Raw genomic sequence first — 20,703 nt, 5'->3', positions numbered from 1 at the left:
AGCGTGATGGGCCAAACACGGCATTTCTTGGTTTTGATTCTCGTGGCGGAAAGCCACCGCAGGCGTATAGGCCCGATAAACGCACTTGACAAGCCTGTAGATTGCCCTGCGCCCTGAAGTTCCGGCATGGGGACCCGAGCCAAGTGTTACGCAAAGGGCACCTCTGCCGGCCCTTGACCGAAAAGTGACCGTAAAATGCAGCGACTTTTACAAAAACTGCTTGCTATGTCGGGGTGGTCGTCTATCCGGTGGCCTGCAAACACTTGACTGGCAGGCGTATGACTGAACCCTCTCCCTCGCACCGGGTAAAGCCGGAGACCACCGCCGCACGTGACTGGGTAACAACGCTTGCCAGATATCGCGAACCGGACCAAATGCGCAGCTCTTTTGAGCTGGGCATAAGCATTATCCCCTTTTTCGCGCTGTGGGCTTTGTCCTGGATGTCACTGTCGGTCAGCTATTGGCTGGCCTTTGCGCTTTCCGTCCTCAATGCGGCCTTTCTGCTGCGCTTGTTTGCCATCCAGCATGATTGCGGGCATGGCGCGTTCTTCAAGAATCGGACCGTCAGTGATTGGATCGGGCGCGGCATCGGTGTTCTGACACTGACCCCATATGATGTCTGGCGCCGCACGCACTCCGCACATCACAACAGTTCAGGCAACCTGGACAAGCGCGGGATGGGCGATATCCATACCCTGACCGTGGCCGAATATCGGGCCAAAACACCACTGAACAGGTTCTGGTATCGCGTGTACCGGAACCCGATCACTTTGTTCGTACTTGGCCCTGGCTATCTGTTTTTGTTTCAAAACCGCCTTCCGCTGGGCCTGACGGACAGCGTCAGGTTCTGGGTCAGCGCGATGGCGACCAATCTTGCCATTCTGATTGCACTGGTGGCCATCTACTATTTTGGCGGGCTGATGCCGATGTTGCTGATCTTTCTGCCGTCGACACTGATTGCCGCAACGGCCGGAGTGTGGCTGTTTTATGTACAACACCAGTTCGAGAACACGCATTGGGACGCCGATGCAGACTGGCAACTGCATGAGGCGGCGCTGCACGGAAGTTCACACTATATCCTGCCCTCGGTGTTGCAGTGGTTCAGTGCCAATATCGGCATCCACCATGTACACCACCTCTACAGCCGCATTCCGTTCTACCGCCTGACCGAAGTGCTGCGCGATCATGAAGAACTGGCGAACAGCAACCGGATGACCATTCGGGAAAGTCTTGCCAATGCGCGGCTTCACCTGTGGGACGAGAAGAACCGTCGTCTGCTGTCCTTCGCCGAGGCCCGCGCACTTTACAAGTAACGGGCATGCCTGCCAGCTTGTTTCCTGATATCGCAGCGTGTCCCTTGCGCCGACGACAGGGGCGTGTGGCGCGGGATTCTCTCCATCCATCGCGACCTGCATGGCTGCGAAAAGGGCGCGTGACCATCTGCCGACATGAACACCACTCTGCACGGTTTCTGTGATGACCAAATGCAGCCGTTCAACCTGTTCGTCGATTCTGGGCAAGGCTGCGGCACCTTGAAAGAATACGCGGCCCCCGGGCATGTAGGCACGGCGGAAATCGCTCATACCCATGCACAAACCCAACAAAATCTCTTGTCACACCCCCGCCCCGATGCCATATGAAAAGAGCTTACGTTTATCTATTCGACCTACTGTCTCCTTCATCGGCAGTCAGTCTATCGATACAGACCGACGACGCCAGGCTGCCGCAACTCCGTGGGCAGCACTCAAACAGGAGACACGGATATGCCTACAGGCACCGTAAAATGGTTCAATACCACCAAAGGCTTCGGCTTCATCGCACCGGAAGAGGGCGGCAAAGATGTATTCGTACACATCTCGGCTGTCGAGCGTTCGGGCCTGACCGGTCTGGCCGACAACCAGAAAGTCACGTACGAGCTGCGTGCCGGCCGTGACGGCCGCGAAAGCGCCGACAGCATCCAGCTGGCCTGAGCTTGAGATCGGGTGAGGGGATCCCCCTCGCCCCTTTCCCGCCGCGACCTTCCGGTGGCAGGCAGAACACATCACGTCCACGTGATGTCTGCCCTAGAATTGACCAAATATCATATCATGATGAAATTGGTTTCAGTTTCATTGGTCATTCGACGAGGGTTTCGATGTTTACACGCCGTATTTTTCTGGCCGGAACGGCGGCCAGCATGTTGCCGGGCATCGCCAGCGCCAAAAAGGCGGTCGAGTATGATCCGACACCGCAATTCGTGCGCATCAAAAAACAGTTTGTACCAGGTCAGCTGCTGGTCGCGCCCCGGTCGTTCTATCTCTATTTCGTCACTGAACCTCGCAAGGCGATCCGCTATGGCTGCGGTGTCGGCAAGGCGGGGCTGGAGTTTACCGGCACAGCCACCATCGATGTGAAAAAGGAATGGCCGACCTGGCGTCCGACCGATGAGATGATCGAACGTGATCCCGTCGCTTACGCAAAATTCAAGGACAATGACTATGTCCAACCCGGTGGCGGAGACAACCCGCTGGGCGCGCGGGCGCTGTATCTGTTCCAGAACGGTGTCGATACCTATTTCCGTATCCACGGCACGACACAGCCGCAAACCATCGGTCGCGCAGTGTCCAACGGTTGCATACGAATGCTGAACGAGCATGTGATCGATTTGTACAATCGGGTCCCGATCGGAACTGTCGTTACAGTCGTCTGAGTGCGCATGGATGGGCGCCTATTCCGCTCGATCTGCCTGATCAACCAGCTTCAGAACGGACGGCCCCAGTGATTCAACGATCTTTGCCACCCCGTCCGTGTTTGGATGTATTCCGTCAGGCTGCATGAACTGCGATACCGCACCGGGGTCGCCCTCTGCCGTAAGCCCTTCAAAGAAACTGGCGGCGAAGAGGACATCGAACTCCTGTGCCAGGTCAGGGTACATCCCGTCAAAAGCTTGCTTGTAATCGGCCCCATAGTTGCCCGGCGCCTGCATGCCGATCAGCAGAACCGGTACATTCGCGCCCCGCGCCACGTCCAGGATCTTGCGCAAATTGGCTTTTGAGACGGCCGGATCGATCCCCCGCAACAGATCGTTCCCACCCAAGGCCACGATCATCCCGTCCACATCCGGGGTCAGGGTCCAATCCACGCGCGCGGCCCCGCCCGCCGTGGTATCGCCCGAAACCCCGGCGTTGATTACCCTGACATCCGCCCCCTGCGCGTGCAGCCAACGGTCAAGCTGCGGAACAAACCCGTTCTCCTCCACCAGCCCATAGCCCTGAGTCAGCGAGTCTCCCAAAGCCGCAATCACCACTTGTTCGGCTGTGGCCGCAAAACCGCACCACGTGAAAAGGCCTGCCATCAAAGCCTTGCGCAACGTAGTGATCGCTCCATATCCCAAAAGACCGCTCCTTTTTCGGGTAGACCCATGACGACTGCTGTTCTCGCCCTCCAAAATGCCGCTTTGTCACTGGATGGCAATGCCGGGCGGGTCGATATTCTGCATGACATTACGTTGACCGTGAACAAGGGCGAGACGCTGGGGCTTATCGGGCCTTCGGGCTCGGGCAAGTCTTCGCTGCTGATGTTGATGGGCGGGTTGGAACAGGCCACGCGTGGTCAAATCGTGGCGCTGGGTCAGGACCTGACCGACATGGATGAGGACGCACTGGCCCGGTTTCGGCGCGACAGTATGGGGGTGGTGTTTCAGAACTTCCACCTGATCCCAACAATGACGGCGCTTGAAAACGTGGCGACCCCACTGGAACTGGCGGGGCACAAGGATGCGTTCGACCGGGCCGAGCAAGAGCTGGACGCCGTGGGCCTGTCGCACCGTCGCGACCATTACCCGGCGCAACTGTCGGGCGGAGAACAACAACGTGTTGCCCTGGCACGAGCATCTGCGCCACGTCCCAAAATCCTGTTGGCTGATGAACCGACCGGGAACCTGGACGAAACCAACGGGGCCGCAATTGTTGATCTGCTGTTTGGTCTGCGTCGGAAATACGACGCAACCCTGGTTTTGGTGACACACAGCCATTCATTGGCCGAAAGATGTGATCGGGTCGTTCGGTTGCGTGACGGCAGGATCGCCGAAGAGACCCGGCAGGAGGCCGCTGAATGAGCCTGCGGATGGCCGGGCGGCTCGCCCGCCGCGAGCTACGCGGAGGCCTGAGTGGTTTTCGGATCTTTCTGGCCTGTTTGGCGTTGGGGGTCGCGGCCATCGCGGCCGTCGGTTCGGTCCGTACAGCCATCCAGACGGGACTGGCTCAGGAAGGAGCCTCGCTGCTGGGGGGCGATGCCGAGCTTGAGTTCACCTATCGATTTGCCGACCCGGCCGAACGCGCGTGGATGCAACAGACGTCTGCGGGCGTTTCCGAGATTGTCGATTTCCGCTCGATGGCCGTCGTGCCCGGCGCGACAGGTCCGGAACGAGCGCTGACTCAGGTCAAGTCGGTCGACGCCGCGTACCCACTTGTCGGCTCGGTACGGCTGGAACCCGAGATCCCGCTGGAAGACGCCCTGAACGGCAGTTCCGGCTTGCCCGGGGCGGTGATGGAACCTGTGCTGATGGACCGGCTTGGGGTGTCCGTCGGTGATCGGTTTTCACTTGGGACGCAAGAGTTCATCCTGACGGCTGCCTTGCTGGACGAGCCCGACAGTGCGGCGGATGGGTTTGGTCTTGGGCCGCGTACTCTGGTACGAACCGAGGCGTTGCAGGCGTCCGGTCTGCTGGAACCCGGAACACTGTTTTCGACAAAGTACAGGATGATCCTGCCCCGGAACGCAGATCTTTCGGATGTATCCGCAAAAGCTGATGCAGCATTCGAAGGCACCGGGATGCGTTGGACGGACGCGCGCAACGGTGCCCCCGGGATATCCGAGTTCGTCAATCGCCTGAGTGCCTTTCTTGTCCTTGTCGGGCTGTCGGGGCTTGCCGTCGGCGGCATCGGCGTGTCTGCCGCCGTGCGTGCTTATCTGACGCAGAAGACGGAAACCGTTGCGACGCTGCGCACCTTGGGGGCCGATCGCGCCACCATTTTTCAAACCTACATGATTCAAATTGGCGTTCTGTCCGTCTTCGGGATCGTGATCGGCCTGACGCTGGGTGGGTTGGCGCCGCTTGTTCTGGCCCCGCTGCTGGAAAGCCAATTGCCGGTTCCCGCAGTGTTTTCCCTGTATCCACAGCCGCTGATCGAGGCAGCAATATACGGTCTGCTCACAGCGTTCCTGTTCACCCTCTGGCCTCTGGCCCGCACCGAGGATGTGCGCGCCGCGACGTTGTTTCGCGACGCGTTAAGCTCGGCCCGCCCCTTTCCGCGTCTGATTTACGTCGTGGCAACGGGTGTCGGGCTGTTGTTGCTGATCGCCCTGGCGTCATGGTTCAGTGGCTCGACGCGGCTTACTGTCTGGACCGGTGGCGGGCTTGTCGGTGCACTGGCGCTGTTGGCCCTCGCCGCTTATGCCATTCGCAAACTGGCCCGGGCTGGGGCTTCGTTGGCCCGCGGGCGGCCCACCGTCAGATGGGCGTTGTCGGCCATCTCGGACCCACGCGAAGGCGCAGGGTCTGTGGTTCTGTCGCTGGGGCTGGGCCTGTCGGTGCTGGCAGCGGTCGGGCAGATCGACGGCACCCTGCGCAACGCCATTTCGGGCAACCTGCCGGATGTGGCGCCGTCGTACTTCTTTGTAGACATCCAGAAAGATCAAATGCCCGGCTTCACCGAGCGCCTGCAAAGCGACCCCGCGGTCAGCCGCATTGAAAGCGCGCCGATGTTGCGCGGGATCATCACGCAGATCAATGGCCGGCCCGCTCGGGACGTGGCCGGAGATCACTGGGTTCTGGAAGGGGATCGCGGCGTGACCTATTCGGTTCAACCGCCGCCGAACGCACGCCTGACCGCAGGGGAGTGGTGGGCCGAAGATTACGCAGGTGCACCGCAGGTCAGCTTTGCCGCAGAAGAAGCCGAAGAGATGGGCCTGAACCTGGGCGACCAACTGACCGTCAATATCCTGGGGCGTGACATCACGGCAGAACTGACGTCCCTGCGCGAGGTGGATTTCTCTACCGCGGGAATGGGCTTTGTCATGTCGATGAACCCCTCTGCGCTGGCGGGTGCGCCGCACAGCTTTATCGCGACGGTCTATGCCGACGAACAGGCTGAGGCAGCCATCCTGCGGGATCTTGCAGGCCAGTTCCCCAATATCACGGCCATCCGGGTGCGCGACGCCATTGATCGCGTCTCGGGCCTGCTGGCAGGCATCGCCGCAGCAACCTCGTATGGCGCGGGAGTATCCCTGCTGACCGGATTTCTGGTGCTGATCGGTGCAGCGGCGGCGGGCGAACCTGCCCGCAGGTACGAAGCAGCAATCCTCAGGACACTGGGTGCAGACCGCAGCCATATCCTGCGCAGCTTTGGCCTGCGATCTGTTCTGCTTGGGGCCGCCGCGGGTTGCGTCGCGCTGTTCGTTGGTATCCTGGGCGGCTGGGCCGTTGCCACCTACATCTTCGACACAGAGTTCACGGTCATCTGGTCATCGGCCTTCGGCATCGTTCTGGCCGGGATAGGCGTCACGTTATGTGCCGGGCTGGTATTTGCCCTGCGGCCACTTTCGGTGCGTCCGGCGCGCATATTGCGCGCAAGCGATTGAAATCAGCGCACGCAGGCCACAGGCTGCAAGAGCCTCAGCAGCGGATCATTGTCACATACCAGCGCATCCAGGGTAACATCGTCCAGGGACGCATAGAACACCTCTGCCGCGTCCTGAAGCGCAAGCCTCAGCCGGCAGGCATCCGTGAGCGGGCACGTGTTGTCAGCGTCGGCGAAACACTCGGCAATAGGCAAAGCCCCTTCAACATGCCGGAACACCGCACCGATGCGGATCTGATCCGCGGGGCGCGCCAGCGACATGCCACCGTTACGACCGCGCTGCGTGCTCAGATAGTTCAGCTGGCTCAGCTGATTGATCACCTGCGCCAGATGGTTTTCCGAAATGTTGCACACTTCGGCGATTTCGGATTTCGTGACCAGCCTGTCCGGGTGAGCTGCGCAATACATCAACAGGCGCACAGCGATATTCGTCCGTTTGGTAATCCGCATGAGGGCCTCCCTAAAATCAAGATGCAACCTTATTGCATGTCCGGGAAAAAAGCGGTTTGACATACATCAATCGACCCAAAGGACACTTCTCGGATGGCCGACCCCTATTTCTTTGGCTATGGCAGCCTCGTGAACCTCGCGACGCATGATTTCCCCGATCCGCGCCCCGCGCGACTGAAAGGTTGGCGGCGGGCCTGGCAGCATACCGATCTGCGACCCGTGGCGTTTCTGACTGCCGTGCCCGACCCCGAGTCAGAGATCGAAGGCATGATTGCGCATGTTCCAAAAAATGACTGGGCCGCGCTGGATGAACGGGAATGGGCGTATGACCGAATTCCTGCAACGCAGTCGGTTTCACATCCCCTGACGCACGATGTCGAAATAGCTGTCTACGCCGTCCCTCAGGATCGGCACAGCGAGCCCAGCAATCACCATCCATTGCTGCTCAGCTATATCGACGTTGTCGTGCAAGGTTACTTGCGGGCATTCGGCGAGGACGGCGCGGATCGATTCTTTGAGACGACAACCGGATGGGATGCCCCGATCCTGAATGATCGCGCCGAACCGCGTTATCCACGCCACCAGCAACTCAAACCTGTCGAACGTGATTTTGTCGATGACCGCCTGACCAGTTTGTCGGTTCGATTTGTGCAACCAGCGTAAACAAAAAAGGGCCACGCCGAAGACGTGGCCCAGAATTCTGATGTGCCACCACGTTAGCCGCGCGCGCGGATCACCTGTAGCAACGGCATCAGCGCTGCCATTTCCGGGCCGCGCTCCTTGCCGGTCAGCGCTTTGCGCAGCGGCATGAACAGACCTTTGCCCTTGCGACCGGTTGCCTCTTTCACGGCTTTGGTCCAGGTGTTCCAGGTCTCGCCGTCGAACGGGCCTTCGGGCAGCAAAGCCATCGCCTGGGCAATGAATTCCTGATCTTCATCGGCGATCAGGGGATCGGCCCCGTCACGGCACAGCTCCCACCAGCCCTTGAGATCGGCCAGGGTGGTGATGTTTTCACGGGCCATGGCCCAGAAAGGTTCTGCCAATTCATCGGGAACACCGGCATCCGCAACGGCACCGGCCACATCGGACAGCGGCAGCGATTGCAAATACCTGGCGGTCAGCGGGAACAGGTCCTGTACATCGAACTTGGTCGGCGCGGCACCAAACCGGTTCACATCAAATCCGTCGATCAGCTCGGCCATTTCCGAGCGCAGCTCAACCGGATCAGACGAGCCCAGACGCGCCATCAGGCTCAGCAACGCCATCGGTTGCACACCCTGTTCGCGAAGATCGCGCAAAGCCAGCGTGCCCAGCCGTTTCGACAATGCCTCGCCCTGCGGACCAGTCAGCAGAGAATGGTGGGCAAAACGCGGACAACGCCCGCCCAGCGCCTCGATGATCTGGATCTGCGTCGCCGTGTTGGTCACATGGTCCGAACCCCGTACGACATCAGTTACGCCCATTTCAGTATCATCCACAACCGACGCAATCGTATAGAGAACCTGACCATCGCCACGGATCAGAACCGGATCGGAAACCGAAGCCGCATCAATCGAGATGTCGCCAAGAATGCCGTCATTCCATTCGATACGTTCATGATCCAGCTTGAAGCGCCAGACGCCGTTGCCACGTTCGGCGCGCAAGGCTTCTTTTTCGGCCTCCGACAGGTTCAGCGCAGCGCGGTCATAGACCGGCGGCTTGCCCATGTTCAGTTGCTTCTTGCGTTTCAGATCCAGTTCGGTCGGCGTTTCGAATGCCTCGTACAAACGACCCATCGCGCGCAGCTTGTCGGCCGCTTCGGCATAGCGATCCAGACGGTCCGACTGACGCTCGACCCGGTCCCAATGCAAACCCAGCCATTCCAGGTCCTGCTTGATGGCATCGACATATTCTTCTTTCGACCGTTCGGGGTCGGTATCATCGATGCGCAGGATGAACGTACCGCCTGCCTTGCGGGCAATCAGATAGTTCATCAGGGCGGTGCGCAGGTTGCCCACATGGATGTAACCGGTGGGCGACGGGGCGAAACGGGTGGTTGTCATGGGTGTCTCCTGTTGGCGCGGCTCTTGTCACATGGGGGCGTTTTTGTCCAGCCGCCGCTTGATCCATCAGGTGATTCAGAATGGTTTCACCGGCCACACCCTGTCGAGGTCGTCCAATCCGGCGCGAATGAGTTCGCCCAAAACGCCCGTGTCGATATCCGCCAGTTTGTTGACGTAAAGACAGGACTTGCCCAGTTTGTGTTTTCCCAATCTGGCCATGAGATCCGCAAAACCTGCGTAACCCGGCATGATGTAAATCACCAAAGCTGATTTGCGCGGCGAAAAACCGGTTGCCAGAAAGTCGCCTTCACGACCCGATTTGTAGCGATAATGGTAGCGGCCATACCCGACGATCGACGGGCCCCACATGACCGGGCTAAACCCGGTGGTGGCGCGAAACAATTTGTCAAGCTGGTGCGCGTCTTCAGCACGGCGCGCCGGTTGAACCGTTCTCAGGAAATTCTCGACGCTTTGATCTGTCGGAACTGTCTTGTTGTCTGATCGCGCCATGAACAAAAATTAACACGTATTATTCATCCATGCACCCCATCTGAATGGCGTATAAACTGGCAAGAGACTCTCGACGCCCTAACTGCAACAATGATGTCCTGACAGGGAGAACGAAGATGACAATGAAACTCACGCGCCGCGCCGCTTTGGGAACTGCCGCCGCCTTGCCGTTTGCAACCGCAGCTGCACCGGTTCTGGCCGCAAGCCCGGAAACCAAAGCAAACTCGACCATCGCCAAGTCATTTCATGTTGGCGACTTCACGGTCACGACCCTGCTGGATGGCAGCTTTCCACGCGACGGAGCCAAAGAGATTTTTGGGGGCGGAGCGACGGACGAAGAATTCGCCAAGGTTTCGGCTGAGAACTTCATTCCCGCAGACGTCGCACAGTTTTTCTTTACCCCCTCGCTGGTCAACACAGGCTCAGAGCTGGTTCTGTTTGATACCGGTCTGGGGCAAGGTGGCATACAGGCCGCGCTGGCAGATGCGGGTGTAACCCCGGATCAGATCGATGTGGTCGTGATAACGCATATGCACCCTGACCATATCGGTGGCATGACGACCGAAGGCGCGCCCACCTTCGCCAATGCGCGCTACGTGACGGCTTCTCCGGAATATGATTTCTGGGCTGCGCAGGACGCAGGCAATCGCGTGGGCGATCTGGTCGCCGAAAAAGTCACACCACTGGCCGAGAAAATGACCTTTGTCGAAGACGGGGGCGAGGTCGCCTCGGGCATTACCGCGGTTGCCGCTTATGGCCATACACCAGGCCACACGGTCTATCATCTGGAAAGCAACGGGCAACGTCTGGTGCTGACGGCGGATCTGGCCAACCATTATGTCTGGTCTTTCGCTCATCCCGAATGGGAAATCCGGTTTGACATGGACAAGGCCGCAGCAACTGCCGCGCGCCGCAATGTCCTTGGCATGCTGGCTGCCGACAAAGTGCCCATGGTCGGCTATCACATGCCTTTCCCCGGTGCAGGCTATGTTGAGGCACGCGGAGAAGGCTTCCGCTTTGTCCCGGTCAGCTACCAGATGATGGGTTAGGCTGTCAGTACCCCGGATCCGGTCGCACTTTTGAACCGTCGCTGAACCGCGACAGGCGAAAGGCAGCCGGGTCCACGCAAGGCACTGTTTCTGAAACCAGATCAGCCATCAGCCGCCCCGCCCCGGGTCCGATTCCAAAACCATGGCCTGAAAACCCGGTGGCGATGTACATTCCCGGCAGGTCATCCACACCCGAGATGACGGGAATGGCATCCGGCGTCACATCGATCATACCTGCCCAGCTTTGTACGATCTCGCCCGTTTGCACAGCGGGATATCCCTTGCATGCACTGGCCCAGGCGCGTCGCAACGTTTTTTGCGACGGCTCAGGGTCCAGGATCCGGCACTTTTCGAATGGTGTCACATCAGTTGGCAGCCATCTCCGGTCCTGTTTTGCTTCGATCGTCCAGCGTTTGGACAGGCGAAAGCGCAGAGATTTCCATTCCTGCACAAAAGCCGGCAGGAACTGCATCGCCAATCGAAAACTGTCCGGCACGATGTCCACGGTATTCTCATGACCGGAGGCAATTGTGTAACCGCCATCGGCCCGTTTTCGGATCGCAAAGTCATCCGACCACAACGACACCTCGGGCCCCTCTGCGATGGGGGATGTGCGCAGGACCGTATTCAGAACCTTCAGCTGCGGCAGTTCGATCCCCGCATTGCCTGCAAACAGGCGCGACCACGCCCCTCCGGCCAGAACGACGCGGCCGCTGGCAACTCTGCCGCGCTCGGTGAAGACACCGGCGATACGTCCAGCCTGAACGTCCACACTGCGCACGGCGCAATTCGTCATGATCACCGCGCCCCGAGCCCGCGCAGCTTCGGCAATGGCGGGGGCTGTCCATTGAGGTTCGGCACGACCGTCCTGCGGCATGTACAAAGCGGTTTCAAAGCCTGATTGGTTGCCGTGCAAAAGGTCTGTCAACTCACCGCCCGAAACCATCCGCGCGCCGGTCTGCAATCCGTCCACATGGTGCAGCCAACGTTCCATGTTGCCGGCATCCCGCCTGCCGGATGCGCCAAAAAGGATACCGGATCGGGTGTAACCTGTCTTGCGGTCCAGCCGGTCATCGAGCGTCTGCCAGATGCGCGACGATTCCTGCATCAGGGGTATCTCTCTTGGGTCCCGCATCCCAAGACGGACCCAACCCCAATTGCGAGAACTTTGTTCGGCTGCAATCTGCCCTTTTTCGCACAAAAGAACCGAAGCGCCCCGCTCTGCCAGTTCCAACGCGGTTGAAACGCCGATGATTCCGCCGCCGATGACCACGACATCAACGGTTTTGGGCAGGGCAAGATCAGGTTCTACAGGAGTCGGTTTGGGCGCGGTCATCAATAGGCCTTACTCTGTCGCTTGGACCGCCATGGAGACCGAAAGACAAAGCATGGGCAATACAAACTGCCACCGCAACATACGATTTTCGGCATCTGTGACCCGGACGCCTGAGGTTAAATGCGCGGGGCCGAAGGTTACGCTGCGCCGGACAGTTCCGCCCATTTCTGGCGCAAGATCGCGGACAACCGGTTTTCCTTCAGCGCCGCTTGCGCGGATACGTCTTCCTGAGGAAGCAATTGCGGAAACTCTGGCCGCAACATGGCCGCTTTCTGATCTTCCGACTGCCGCTGCTCATTCAACAGATCGGCAATTGCTGCATCCAGCTTTTCTTCATCCAATTCTTGCGGCGGAGATTCCATTGTGCGCCATTTCAAAGGCGCATGAAGCGATCTTTCATAATCCTCGTACATTTTAACACCAAACCATTCACTCAGACATCCAACCCCGGATACGTCGCGTTCACCAAAAACAGCTTTGCAACTTCAACAAACAATACGTCGCATCCGCCCCACATTGGGCAACTTCCAAGCAAAAATGTGTCAGAAAAATGTCATCCAAACAAGTCTGGGGTGGCCTTTTTTGCCCCATTTAACAGGCAACACCCCCCGATCTGGGAACAAAGCGCGCAAAGGAAACGTCACTGTTTCCGATCTTGCAGAACTGGCTTCGATTTCAGCGACGTTCGCGCCAGCGATTCACGATCGGGTACCGCCGGTCCAGCCAGAATGCCCGCTTGCTCAAGCGCGTGCCCGGAGCGGACTGGAACCGTTTGTACTCGCTGATATAGATCAGATGTTCGACCCTTCTCGCATCCGCCTCGTCAAATCCGGCGGCGACGCAATCCGCGATGGATCCGTCCTGATCGACCAGAATATCAAGTATCCCATCCAGTACCGGATAGTCCGGCAGGCTGTCACTGTCCTTCTGATCTTCGCGCAGTTCGGCGCTGGGGGGTTTGTCGATGACGGACGGGCGAATGACCTCTCCGTCAGGCCCCATCATCCAGTCTCGATGATTGGCGTTGCGCCAGCGGCAGGTTTCGAACACGCGGGTCTTGTACAGATCCTTGATCGGGTTGTAGCCGCCATTCATGTCGCCATAGATCGTGGCATAGCCCACCGCGACCTCGGACTTGTTGCCGGTGGTCAAAAGCATTTCACCAAACTTGTTCGAAATCGCCATCAGCAAAAGCCCGCGCAGGCGCGACTGAATGTTCTCCTCGGTCAAGCCTTCGTCCAACCCCGCAAATAGCGGAGCAAGCGTGTTGGTGACGGCAGCCCGGCTTTCCGAAATCGGCACATGGTCATAGTGCACACCCAGCGCCTTGGCGACGGCCTCGGCATCGTCCAATGACGCTTGGCTGGTGTATTCCGACGGCAACATCACGCAGCGAACACTGTCGGCCCCGATGGCATCCACCGCGATGGTCGCCACCAAGGCGGAATCGATCCCTCCGGAAAGTCCCAGAACTGCCTTTTTGAAACCGGTCTTGCCCATATAGTCCCGCAGGGACTGCACCATCGCGCGATAATCCTGCTCCCACACATCTGGCTGGGGCACGATTTCTGCCGGCACAATGCGCCAGCCATCATCGCCACGCTCAAGATCCACCTGAGAAACCACTTCGTCGAATACCGGCATCCGGAAGGCCAGCTCTCCGCCCGGGTTGAGACCGAAGCTGGCGCCGTCAAAGACCTGATCGTCCTGCCCGCCGACCATGTTCAGGTAGATCAGCGGCAGGCCCGTTTCGACCACGCGCGCGACCATATGGTTCAGACGTACATCGTATTTGTTCCGGAAATAGGGCGACCCATTGGGGATCAGTAGAAACTCGGCCCCGGTTTCCTCAAGGGTTTCCGCCACATCCGGGTGCCAGCCATCCTCGCAGATGGGGCTGCCGATCCGGAAGTTGCCAACCGAATACGGACCGCCCAGAGGACCCGCATCATACAGGCGCACTTCGTCGAAAACAGTTTCATTCGGCAGGTGGTGCTTCAGAACCTTGCTGGTGATCCGCCCCCCCTTCAGGATCAGATAGGCATTGTACAACTTGCCATCATCGACCCACGGACCACCCAGGGCAATCGCGGGCCCATCGGCGCATTTCGCGGCCAGAGTCTCGACCGCATCCATGGCCGCGCGATGAAACACAGGCTTCAGCACCAGATCCTGCGTGTTGTATCCGGTGATGAACATCTCGGGGAACGCCACCAGATCGGCCCCCGCCGCCTTGCCCTGTTCCCACGCGGCAACGACCTTGGCCGCATTGCCGTCGATGTCCCCTACGGTCGGGTTCAGTTGCGCCAGAGTGATGCGGAAACGGTCGGCCATGCTGCCCTCTTGCCTCGTCAGTCCTATTGCCATTTAGCAGATCATCGCGCGAGTAAAAGGCCAATGCGGCAAAACCCGTTGCCCTGCCCTCGACGGTACCCTAGTTTTGCGCCCAGGGATGCAACCAACGATGATCCGGCAGGCAGGACCAAAATGAACGTGATCCGAAACTCAATTGGGGCTGTGGCCATGGGCCTGGCAGCTGCGACCGCTTTTGCGCAGGACGGTACGGTTATCGTCAAGGATGACGAAGTGGGCGGCGTCTACGAGGGCACTTATGAGAATGGCCTGCGCCACGGGACGGGTACGTATCGGCTGCCCAACGGGTTCGAATACACCGGCCAGTGGGTGGAAGGCGAAATTCAGGGTCAGGGCGTCACCAAGTACCCGGATGGATCGGTTTACGAAGGTGCGTTCGCCAAAGGTCAGCCGGAAGGGCGCGGCAAGATCGTCTATGCCAATGGCAGCAGCTATGACGGTGAGTGGTCCAACGGATCCATCAACGGCACGGGCGTCGCTGAATTTGCCAATGGCTCGCGCTATGAGGGTGAATTCAGGAACGCACAGCGGCACGGCAAGGGCAAACTGACCTTTCCCGACGGATATGTCTACGATGGCGATTGGGTGGACGGCCAGCGGCAAGGCAAGGCCACGATCACCTATGCCGATGGCAGCGTCTACGAAGGCAATGTCAATGCCGGCTTGCGCGATGGCACAGGCACCCAGACGATGCCTGACGGAATGATATACGAGGGCGAATGGACACAGGACCAGATCACCGGGACAGGTCGTCTGACCTATGCCAATGGCGATGTGTATGAAGGCGCGCTTGTGGAAGGGCGCCGCCAGGGCAAGGGCAAAGTAACTCACGCGTCAGGGGACGTCTACGAGGGTGACTTTGTCGATGATCGCCGCCATGGCAAGGGCACGTTCACCGGAACCGATGGTTTTGTGTACACCGGCGACTGGAACCAGGGTCAGATAGAAGGCCTGGGAGAGCTGACTTATCCCGACGGCTCGGTCTATGTGGGCGATTTCGTGGCCGATCTGGCGGAAGGAAACGGCCTCATCACCTATCCCGACGGCTCCACCTACGAGGGTGAGTGGATCGCGGGCGTCATCGAAGGTCAGGGTACGGCGACCTATGCCACCGGTATGATCTACAAGGGTCAGTTCAAAAACGCGCAAAGCCACGGCAAGGGTGTGATGACCCGCGCGGACGGTTCGATCTATGACGGGGATTGGGTCAACGGGGTCCGTCAGGGAAAAGGCAAGGCGACCTACTCTGACGGCACCGTTTACACCGGAGATTTCATGAACGGAAAACGTCACGGCAAAGGAGAAATCGTGACCCCTGCCGGGTTCAAGTATGTCGGCGACTGGTCCGAGGGCAAAATCAACGGCGAAGGCATAGCGACCTACTCGAACGGCGACGTCTATGAGGGCAACTTTGTCGACAACAAGAGGCAGGGCAGCGGGACCATGCGTTACGCCAACGGGCAAGAAGAAACCGGTATCTGGGAAAACGGTGTGCTGCCGAATCAAACCCCGGATCAACAGGGCGGCGCAGACACTCCGGCACAGCAGACAGACCCGGACTCAGAGACGGCACAGCCAGATCCGTCTGGCGAATGATCGCTCACCAGGGAACTGGTTTTCCGGCCCAGTCAAAGAACCCACCGGTATCTGCCGGGCTTAACCCGCCGATCACGGACAACAGATTGCGCGCGGCTTCACCGGATTCAACGGCGGGATGCCGTCCCAGATATTTCCGAGTAAACTCTGTTTTGACCGTGCCGGGATGCAGCGCAACACATATCGCCTGTTTATGGGTCCGGGCCAATTCTATCGCCGAAGTATGGACGATTTGATTGACCGCTGCTTTGGCCGCGCGGTAGCTGATCCAGCCGCCCATCCGGTTATCTCCTATTGAACCGACCCGCGCGGACAAAACAGCAAACACCGAACGCCGCTGTCGCGGCAACAACTGATGGGCCCGGCTTAGCACCAGCGCCGGACCAACGGCATTCAGAGCAAACTGGTCCATCATTGCCCTTGCCGAAACAGATCGAATGGTCTTTTCGGGCCCATTGCCTGAAATTTCCAGCGCCCCGGAAGCGACAAGAACAAGATCGAACGGGCCTGAAAGGCGATCAAGCATCCGACTCGCTTGGTCCGGTTCCATCAGATCGAACCCCTCGACAGAGCGCGAAAGGCACGTCACCGCAACACCCTGTGCCTCCAATTGCTCGCGTACGGCCGCACCGATCCCGCCGGACGCACCAATGATCAAAGCAGTATCCATCTGCGACCAGCTAGCGGCATGGACGGATCAATCAAGGGACGGGAATTTCGACCCCCCTACGCCGCAACTTGTCGAAAATTGGTTCTTTTCATTCCCGGCGGCGTCTGTATAACCTCAAACCCATGATCAACTGCGCAGATATCCCTTTTGCCAAAGCCGCCCCTCGCGGCGCGGTTCTGCGTGGCCTACTGATCCTAATCCGCCTCTGAGCGTGCCATCCGGCGCGCCCGCTCAGAGGAGGACGCCAGCGCGCCAACAGGCTTTAGGACAGACAAGAAAGAGATTCCCATGACCAACGTGACCGACCAAGACCGTGTCTTGATCTTCGATACCACTTTGCGCGACGGCGAGCAGAGCCCAGGCGCGACCATGACCCATGACGAAAAGCTCGAGATTGCCGAGCTGCTGGATGACATGGGCGTCGACATCATCGAAGCCGGTTTTCCGATCGCATCCGAAGGTGACTTCAAAGCGGTGTCCGAGATCGCCAAGAACGCCAAGAACGCCCGTATCTGTGGTCTGGCCCGCGCCAATTTCGCCGATATCGATCGCTGCTGGGAGGCGGTCAGACACGCGGAACAGAACCGCATTCACACCTTCATCGGCACCTCTCCGCTGCACCGCGCCATTCCGAACCTGACACAGGACGAGATGGCTGACAAAATTCACGAAACGGTCAGCCACGCGCGCAACCTGTGCGAAAACGTGCAGTGGTCGCCGATGGACGCGACCCGGACCGAATGGGATTACCTGTGCCGCGTCATCGAAATCGCGATCAAGGCCGGGGCGACCACCATCAACATCCCCGACACCGTGGGGTATACTGCGCCGCTGGAATCCGCGGACCTGATCAAACGCCTGATCGAAACGGTTCCGGGCGCAGATGAGGTGATCTTTGCCACCCATTGTCATAACGACCTCGGCATGGCGACCGCGAATTCGCTGGCGGCGGTCATCGGTGGTGCGCGCCAGATCGAATGCACCATCAACGGCCTGGGCGAACGCGCCGGCAACACCGCCCTGGAAGAGGTCGTGATGGCAATGCGCACGCGCAATGACATCATGCCCTTCCACACCGGGATCAACACGACCAAGATCATGCATATCTCGCGCCGGGTCGCTACGGTGTCGGGCTTCAACGTGCAGTTCAACAAGGCCATCGTCGGCAAGAACGCATTTGCCCACGAAAGCGGCATCCATCAGGACGGCATGCTCAAGAACCGCGACAATTTCGAGATCATGCGCCCCGAGGATATCGGCCTGTCGGGCACATCCCTGCCTCTGGGCAAACACTCGGGACGTGCGGCTCTGCGCGACAAACTGGAAACGCTGGGCTTTGAAGTTGGCGACAATCAACTCAAAGACATCTTCGTGCGGTTCAAGGATTTGGCGGATCGCAAAAAAGAAGTGTTCGACGACGATCTCATTGCGCTGATGACCCTGGATGAGGCGGACGACTATCTGCAACTGGTGTCGATGAAAGTCACCTGCGGCACCGGCGGGCAGGCGGAATCGACGGTCGAGCTGGAAGTCGACGGCAAGGACGTCATCGCAACTGAACACGGTGACGGGCCGGTAGACGCGACCTTCAAGGCAATCCGTGCGATTTACCCCAACACGGCCCGCTTGCAGCTGTATCAGGTTCATGCGGTGACCGAAGGCACCGATGCGCAGGCCACGGTTTCGGTCAGGTTGGAAGAAGATGGTATCATCGCCACGGGTCAATCAGCGAACACGGATACCGTCGTGGCTTCGGCCAAAGCCTATATCCACGCGCTGAACCGCCTGATCGTGCGCCGGGAAAAGACCGGCCCGGGCGCCGATTCCCGCGAAATCAGCTACAAAGACCTGACCTGATCCGAATTGGCGCGGCGAGGGGCTCCCGCACCTGCGGTTGCCCGGCTGCGCCGAGCACCCTTGCAGCTTTGAGCCCGGCAGCGCGCCTGCGGCGCGCTGCCGGGCTCAACAAGTTTGACGGCATCTCTGATGCGGGCAAACAGGGCGGGAGCATCGGTTGCATTTCTTTTGGCTGACTTCAGAGACCTGCGAATAGCTGCGACAGACGTGTCGTTTCTTCCTCGATGCCGAATGGTGCGTTCAGAATGAACATCCCTGATCCCACCATCCGATGCCCCTCGCGCACCGGTGGGAATGTCACCTCATGACAAATGGCCTTGGGGAAGTTTTGCGCTTCAAGCGTCGCGATCATCCGGGCGTGGCGTTTGTCCGTCAGAACAGGGTACCACAGCGCGACCACCCCGACATTCCATTTCCGGTGCAGTTTGGCAATCACGCCGGGCAGTCGATCGTAATCAGTCTTCACCTCATAGCTTGGGTCAATCAGCAACATTCCCCGTCGCGGCGTCGGAGGCAGCAGGGATTGCGCCAGTTCAAACCCGTCCTGCTGATACACCCTCGCCCCGAACGGCGACATCGCCAAAGACAGCGCGGCATGTTCCTGGGGGTGCAGCTCGGCAAAATGCAGACTGTCCTGATCCCTCAACAGATGTGCTGCAATCATCGGCGATCCCGGATAGGCCGCGTCACCGTGCCGGGCCTGTACGTTTTCCAGAACCCGCGCCATCGGATGTCCGGGTCCGAACCACCCTTCTCGTTTCGCGCGCGCGATCCCTGCCGCTGCCTCGCCCGTCCGCATGGATTCGTCTGCGTCCAACTGGTACAGCCCCCGTCCGGAATGCGTTTCGATATAGCTGAGCGGCTTGTCCTTGCGCGTCAAATAATCCAGCACCCAGGCCAGCAATGCGTGCTTTTGGACATCAGCCAGATTCCCGGCGTGGTAAATGTGTTGATAAGAGAGCATTTTGCCTTCTAAAGTCCCATTCAATAAGGCGGAAAGGTGCTGATTGTCGCGGAATCAGCCCTTTTACCGGGCGTGATGGCACCCTATAAGTCATCCGTCCCGGAACCGTCGAGTCGCGGGCAGTAGAAAAACCGACATACAGGATCAGGGGAAACATGGGGATCTTTGGCAATCTGGGCGGCCTGTTCACAGCGGACATGGCCATCGACCTTGGAACGGCGAACACGCTGGTTTACGTCAAGGGGCGCGGTGTCATCCTGTCTGAGCCTTCGGTCGTAGCCTATCACGTCAAGGACGGCGTGAAGAAAGTTCTGGCTGTCGGCGAAGATGCCAAGCTGATGCTGGGGCGAACGCCCGGTTCGATCGAAGCCATCCGCCCCATGCGCGAAGGCGTGATTGCTGACTTCGATACAGCCGAAGAAATGATCAAGCACTTCATCCGCAAGGTGCACAAGCGTTCGACTTTCTCGAAGCCCAAGATCATTGTCTGCGTCCCCCATGGCGCGACACCCGTTGAAAAGCGTGCGATCCGTCAGTCGGTTCTGTCCGCTGGCGCCCGCCGCGCCGGCCTGATCGCCGAACCGATCGCCGCCGCGATTGGCGCGGGCATGCCGATCACCGACCCGACCGGCAACATGGTCGTCGACATCGGTGGTGGTACAACCGAAGTGGCGGTTCTGTCGCTGGGTGACATCGTCTATGCCCGCTCGGTCCGCGTCGGTGGTGACCGCATGGATGAAGCCATTATCTCGTACCTGCGTCGTCAGCAGAACCTGCTGGTCGGTGAATCCACCGCCGAGCGGATCAAGACGACAATCGGCACGGCCCGGATGCCCGATGATGGCCGCGGCCAGTCGATGCATATCCGGGGTCGTGACCTGTTGAATGGCGTTCCCAAGGAAATCGAGATCAGCCAGGCCCAGGTCGCCGAGGCGCTGTCGGAACCTGTCCAGCAGATCTGCGAGGCTGTGATGACCGCTCTGGAAACCACTCCGCCCGATCTGGCCGCCGATATCGTGGACCGGGGCGTCATGCTGACCGGTGGTGGTGCATTGCTGGGCGATCTTGATCTTGCCCTGCGCGAACAGACCGGCCTGGCCGTGTCCATTGCGGACGAAAGCCTGAATTGTGTGGCTTTGGGCACGGGCAAGGCGCTAGAATACGAAAAACAGCTGCGCCACGCGATTGACTACGAAAGCTAAGGCGCGCACCTTCTAGGGACAGGCTTAATTCGGC

General features: G+C 59.3%; 20 protein-coding genes. 11 read left to right on the top strand and 9 right to left on the bottom strand.

All coding sequences use genetic code 11. The features are described from left to right. The first annotated feature begins 278 nt into the window (after positions 1-278). The 4 genes from NOR97_RS01400 (at position 279) to NOR97_RS01385 (ending at position 2,689) form a co-directional block, all read left to right on the top strand. Entirely contained in the window at positions 279-1,313 is a 1,035-nt protein-coding gene (locus NOR97_RS01400; RefSeq protein WP_170346436.1) for a fatty acid desaturase, read from the top strand. A gap of 135 nt (positions 1,314-1,448) precedes the next feature. Continuing rightward, positions 1,449-1,640: a hypothetical protein gene (locus tag NOR97_RS01395; protein ID WP_257599991.1), complete on the top strand. Its 192-nt coding sequence runs from the start codon at positions 1,449-1,451 to the stop codon at positions 1,638-1,640. 123 nt (positions 1,641-1,763) lie between these two features. After that, on the top strand, positions 1,764-1,970 hold the full coding sequence (locus tag NOR97_RS01390; protein WP_170346435.1) for a cold-shock protein: 207 nt from the start codon (positions 1,764-1,766) through the stop codon (positions 1,968-1,970). Positions 1,971-2,134: 164 nt separating this feature from the next. Next, the gene (locus NOR97_RS01385) at positions 2,135-2,689 is read left to right on the top strand and encodes a L,D-transpeptidase (protein ID WP_170346434.1); all 555 of its coding nucleotides are present in this window, start codon (positions 2,135-2,137) and stop codon (positions 2,687-2,689) included. Positions 2,690-2,707: 18 nt separating this feature from the next. On the opposite strand, the gene NOR97_RS01380 is transcribed toward NOR97_RS01385, so the two are convergent. Further along, positions 2,708-3,334 (bottom strand): arylesterase, encoded by a 627-nt coding sequence (locus NOR97_RS01380; protein ID WP_257599990.1) that lies wholly within the window; start codon positions 3,332-3,334, stop codon positions 2,708-2,710. Positions 3,335-3,400: 66 nt separating this feature from the next. Between NOR97_RS01380 and NOR97_RS01375 the strand changes: the two genes are divergently transcribed. Beyond that, positions 3,401-4,096 (top strand): ABC transporter ATP-binding protein, encoded by a 696-nt coding sequence (locus NOR97_RS01375; RefSeq protein ID WP_170346432.1) that lies wholly within the window; start codon positions 3,401-3,403, stop codon positions 4,094-4,096. After that, positions 4,093-6,621: an ABC transporter permease gene (locus NOR97_RS01370; RefSeq protein ID WP_257599989.1), complete on the top strand. Its 2,529-nt coding sequence runs from the start codon at positions 4,093-4,095 to the stop codon at positions 6,619-6,621. Before NOR97_RS01375 ends, NOR97_RS01370 begins: the two co-directional genes overlap by 4 nt. A gap of 2 nt (positions 6,622-6,623) precedes the next feature. Here the strand turns inward: NOR97_RS01370 and NOR97_RS01365 are convergent, their stop codons facing one another. Beyond that, positions 6,624-7,070: an Rrf2 family transcriptional regulator gene (locus tag NOR97_RS01365; protein WP_170346430.1), complete on the bottom strand. Its 447-nt coding sequence runs from the start codon at positions 7,068-7,070 to the stop codon at positions 6,624-6,626. 93 nt (positions 7,071-7,163) lie between these two features. On the opposite strand from NOR97_RS01365, the gene NOR97_RS01360 reads away from it, so the two are divergent. Next, on the top strand, positions 7,164-7,733 hold the full coding sequence (locus NOR97_RS01360) for a gamma-glutamylcyclotransferase family protein (RefSeq protein ID WP_257599988.1): 570 nt from the start codon (positions 7,164-7,166) through the stop codon (positions 7,731-7,733). Positions 7,734-7,786: 53 nt separating this feature from the next. On the opposite strand, the gene gltX is transcribed toward NOR97_RS01360, so the two are convergent. Further along, positions 7,787-9,112: a glutamate--tRNA ligase gene (gltX, locus tag NOR97_RS01355; RefSeq protein WP_170346428.1), complete on the bottom strand. Its 1,326-nt coding sequence runs from the start codon at positions 9,110-9,112 to the stop codon at positions 7,787-7,789. 75 nt (positions 9,113-9,187) lie between these two features. Then, entirely contained in the window at positions 9,188-9,622 is a 435-nt protein-coding gene (locus NOR97_RS01350; protein WP_257599987.1) for a DUF1801 domain-containing protein, read from the bottom strand. Between the two features lie 116 nt (positions 9,623-9,738). On the opposite strand from NOR97_RS01350, the gene NOR97_RS01345 reads away from it, so the two are divergent. After that, entirely contained in the window at positions 9,739-10,671 is a 933-nt protein-coding gene (locus NOR97_RS01345; RefSeq protein WP_257599986.1) for an MBL fold metallo-hydrolase, read from the top strand. Positions 10,672-10,675: 4 nt separating this feature from the next. Here the strand turns inward: NOR97_RS01345 and NOR97_RS01340 are convergent, their stop codons facing one another. The 3 genes from NOR97_RS01340 to NOR97_RS01330 form a co-directional block, all read right to left on the bottom strand. After that, entirely contained in the window at positions 10,676-12,007 is a 1,332-nt protein-coding gene (locus NOR97_RS01340; protein ID WP_257599985.1) for an FAD-binding oxidoreductase, read from the bottom strand. Positions 12,008-12,144: 137 nt separating this feature from the next. After that, positions 12,145-12,420: a hypothetical protein gene (locus tag NOR97_RS01335; protein WP_171363624.1), complete on the bottom strand. Its 276-nt coding sequence runs from the start codon at positions 12,418-12,420 to the stop codon at positions 12,145-12,147. 262 nt (positions 12,421-12,682) lie between these two features. Further along, a complete protein-coding gene (locus NOR97_RS01330; RefSeq protein WP_257599984.1) occupies positions 12,683-14,341 on the bottom strand; it encodes an NAD+ synthase in 1,659 nt (552 codons plus the stop codon). Between the two features lie 153 nt (positions 14,342-14,494). On the opposite strand from NOR97_RS01330, the gene NOR97_RS01325 reads away from it, so the two are divergent. Beyond that, positions 14,495-15,976 (top strand): MORN repeat-containing protein, encoded by a 1,482-nt coding sequence (locus NOR97_RS01325; RefSeq protein ID WP_257599983.1) that lies wholly within the window; start codon positions 14,495-14,497, stop codon positions 15,974-15,976. 4 nt (positions 15,977-15,980) lie between these two features. On the opposite strand, the gene NOR97_RS01320 is transcribed toward NOR97_RS01325, so the two are convergent. Beyond that, a complete protein-coding gene (locus tag NOR97_RS01320; RefSeq protein ID WP_257599982.1) occupies positions 15,981-16,646 on the bottom strand; it encodes an SDR family NAD(P)-dependent oxidoreductase in 666 nt (221 codons plus the stop codon). A 288-nt stretch (positions 16,647-16,934) separates the two neighbouring features. Here NOR97_RS01320 and NOR97_RS01315 point away from each other — a divergent pair, with 288 nt between their 5' ends. Next, a complete protein-coding gene (locus NOR97_RS01315) occupies positions 16,935-18,503 on the top strand; it encodes a 2-isopropylmalate synthase (RefSeq protein ID WP_257599981.1) in 1,569 nt (522 codons plus the stop codon). Between the two features lie 178 nt (positions 18,504-18,681). On the opposite strand, the gene NOR97_RS01310 is transcribed toward NOR97_RS01315, so the two are convergent. Next, complete coding sequence (locus NOR97_RS01310) at positions 18,682-19,467, bottom strand: 23S rRNA (adenine(2030)-N(6))-methyltransferase RlmJ (RefSeq protein WP_257599980.1); 786 nt, start codon at positions 19,465-19,467, stop codon at positions 18,682-18,684. A 155-nt stretch (positions 19,468-19,622) separates the two neighbouring features. Here NOR97_RS01310 and NOR97_RS01305 point away from each other — a divergent pair, with 155 nt between their 5' ends. Continuing rightward, positions 19,623-20,669 (top strand): rod shape-determining protein, encoded by a 1,047-nt coding sequence (locus tag NOR97_RS01305; RefSeq protein ID WP_039523195.1) that lies wholly within the window; start codon positions 19,623-19,625, stop codon positions 20,667-20,669. Positions 20,670-20,703 lie beyond the last annotated feature (34 nt).

Origin of the sequence: Ruegeria sp. YS9 (assembly GCF_024628725.1) — a bacterium.
In the GTDB taxonomy this organism is placed as follows: Bacteria; Pseudomonadota; Alphaproteobacteria; order Rhodobacterales; family Rhodobacteraceae; genus Ruegeria; species Ruegeria atlantica_C.
This window is presented reverse-complemented; position numbering and strand designations above follow the sequence as displayed.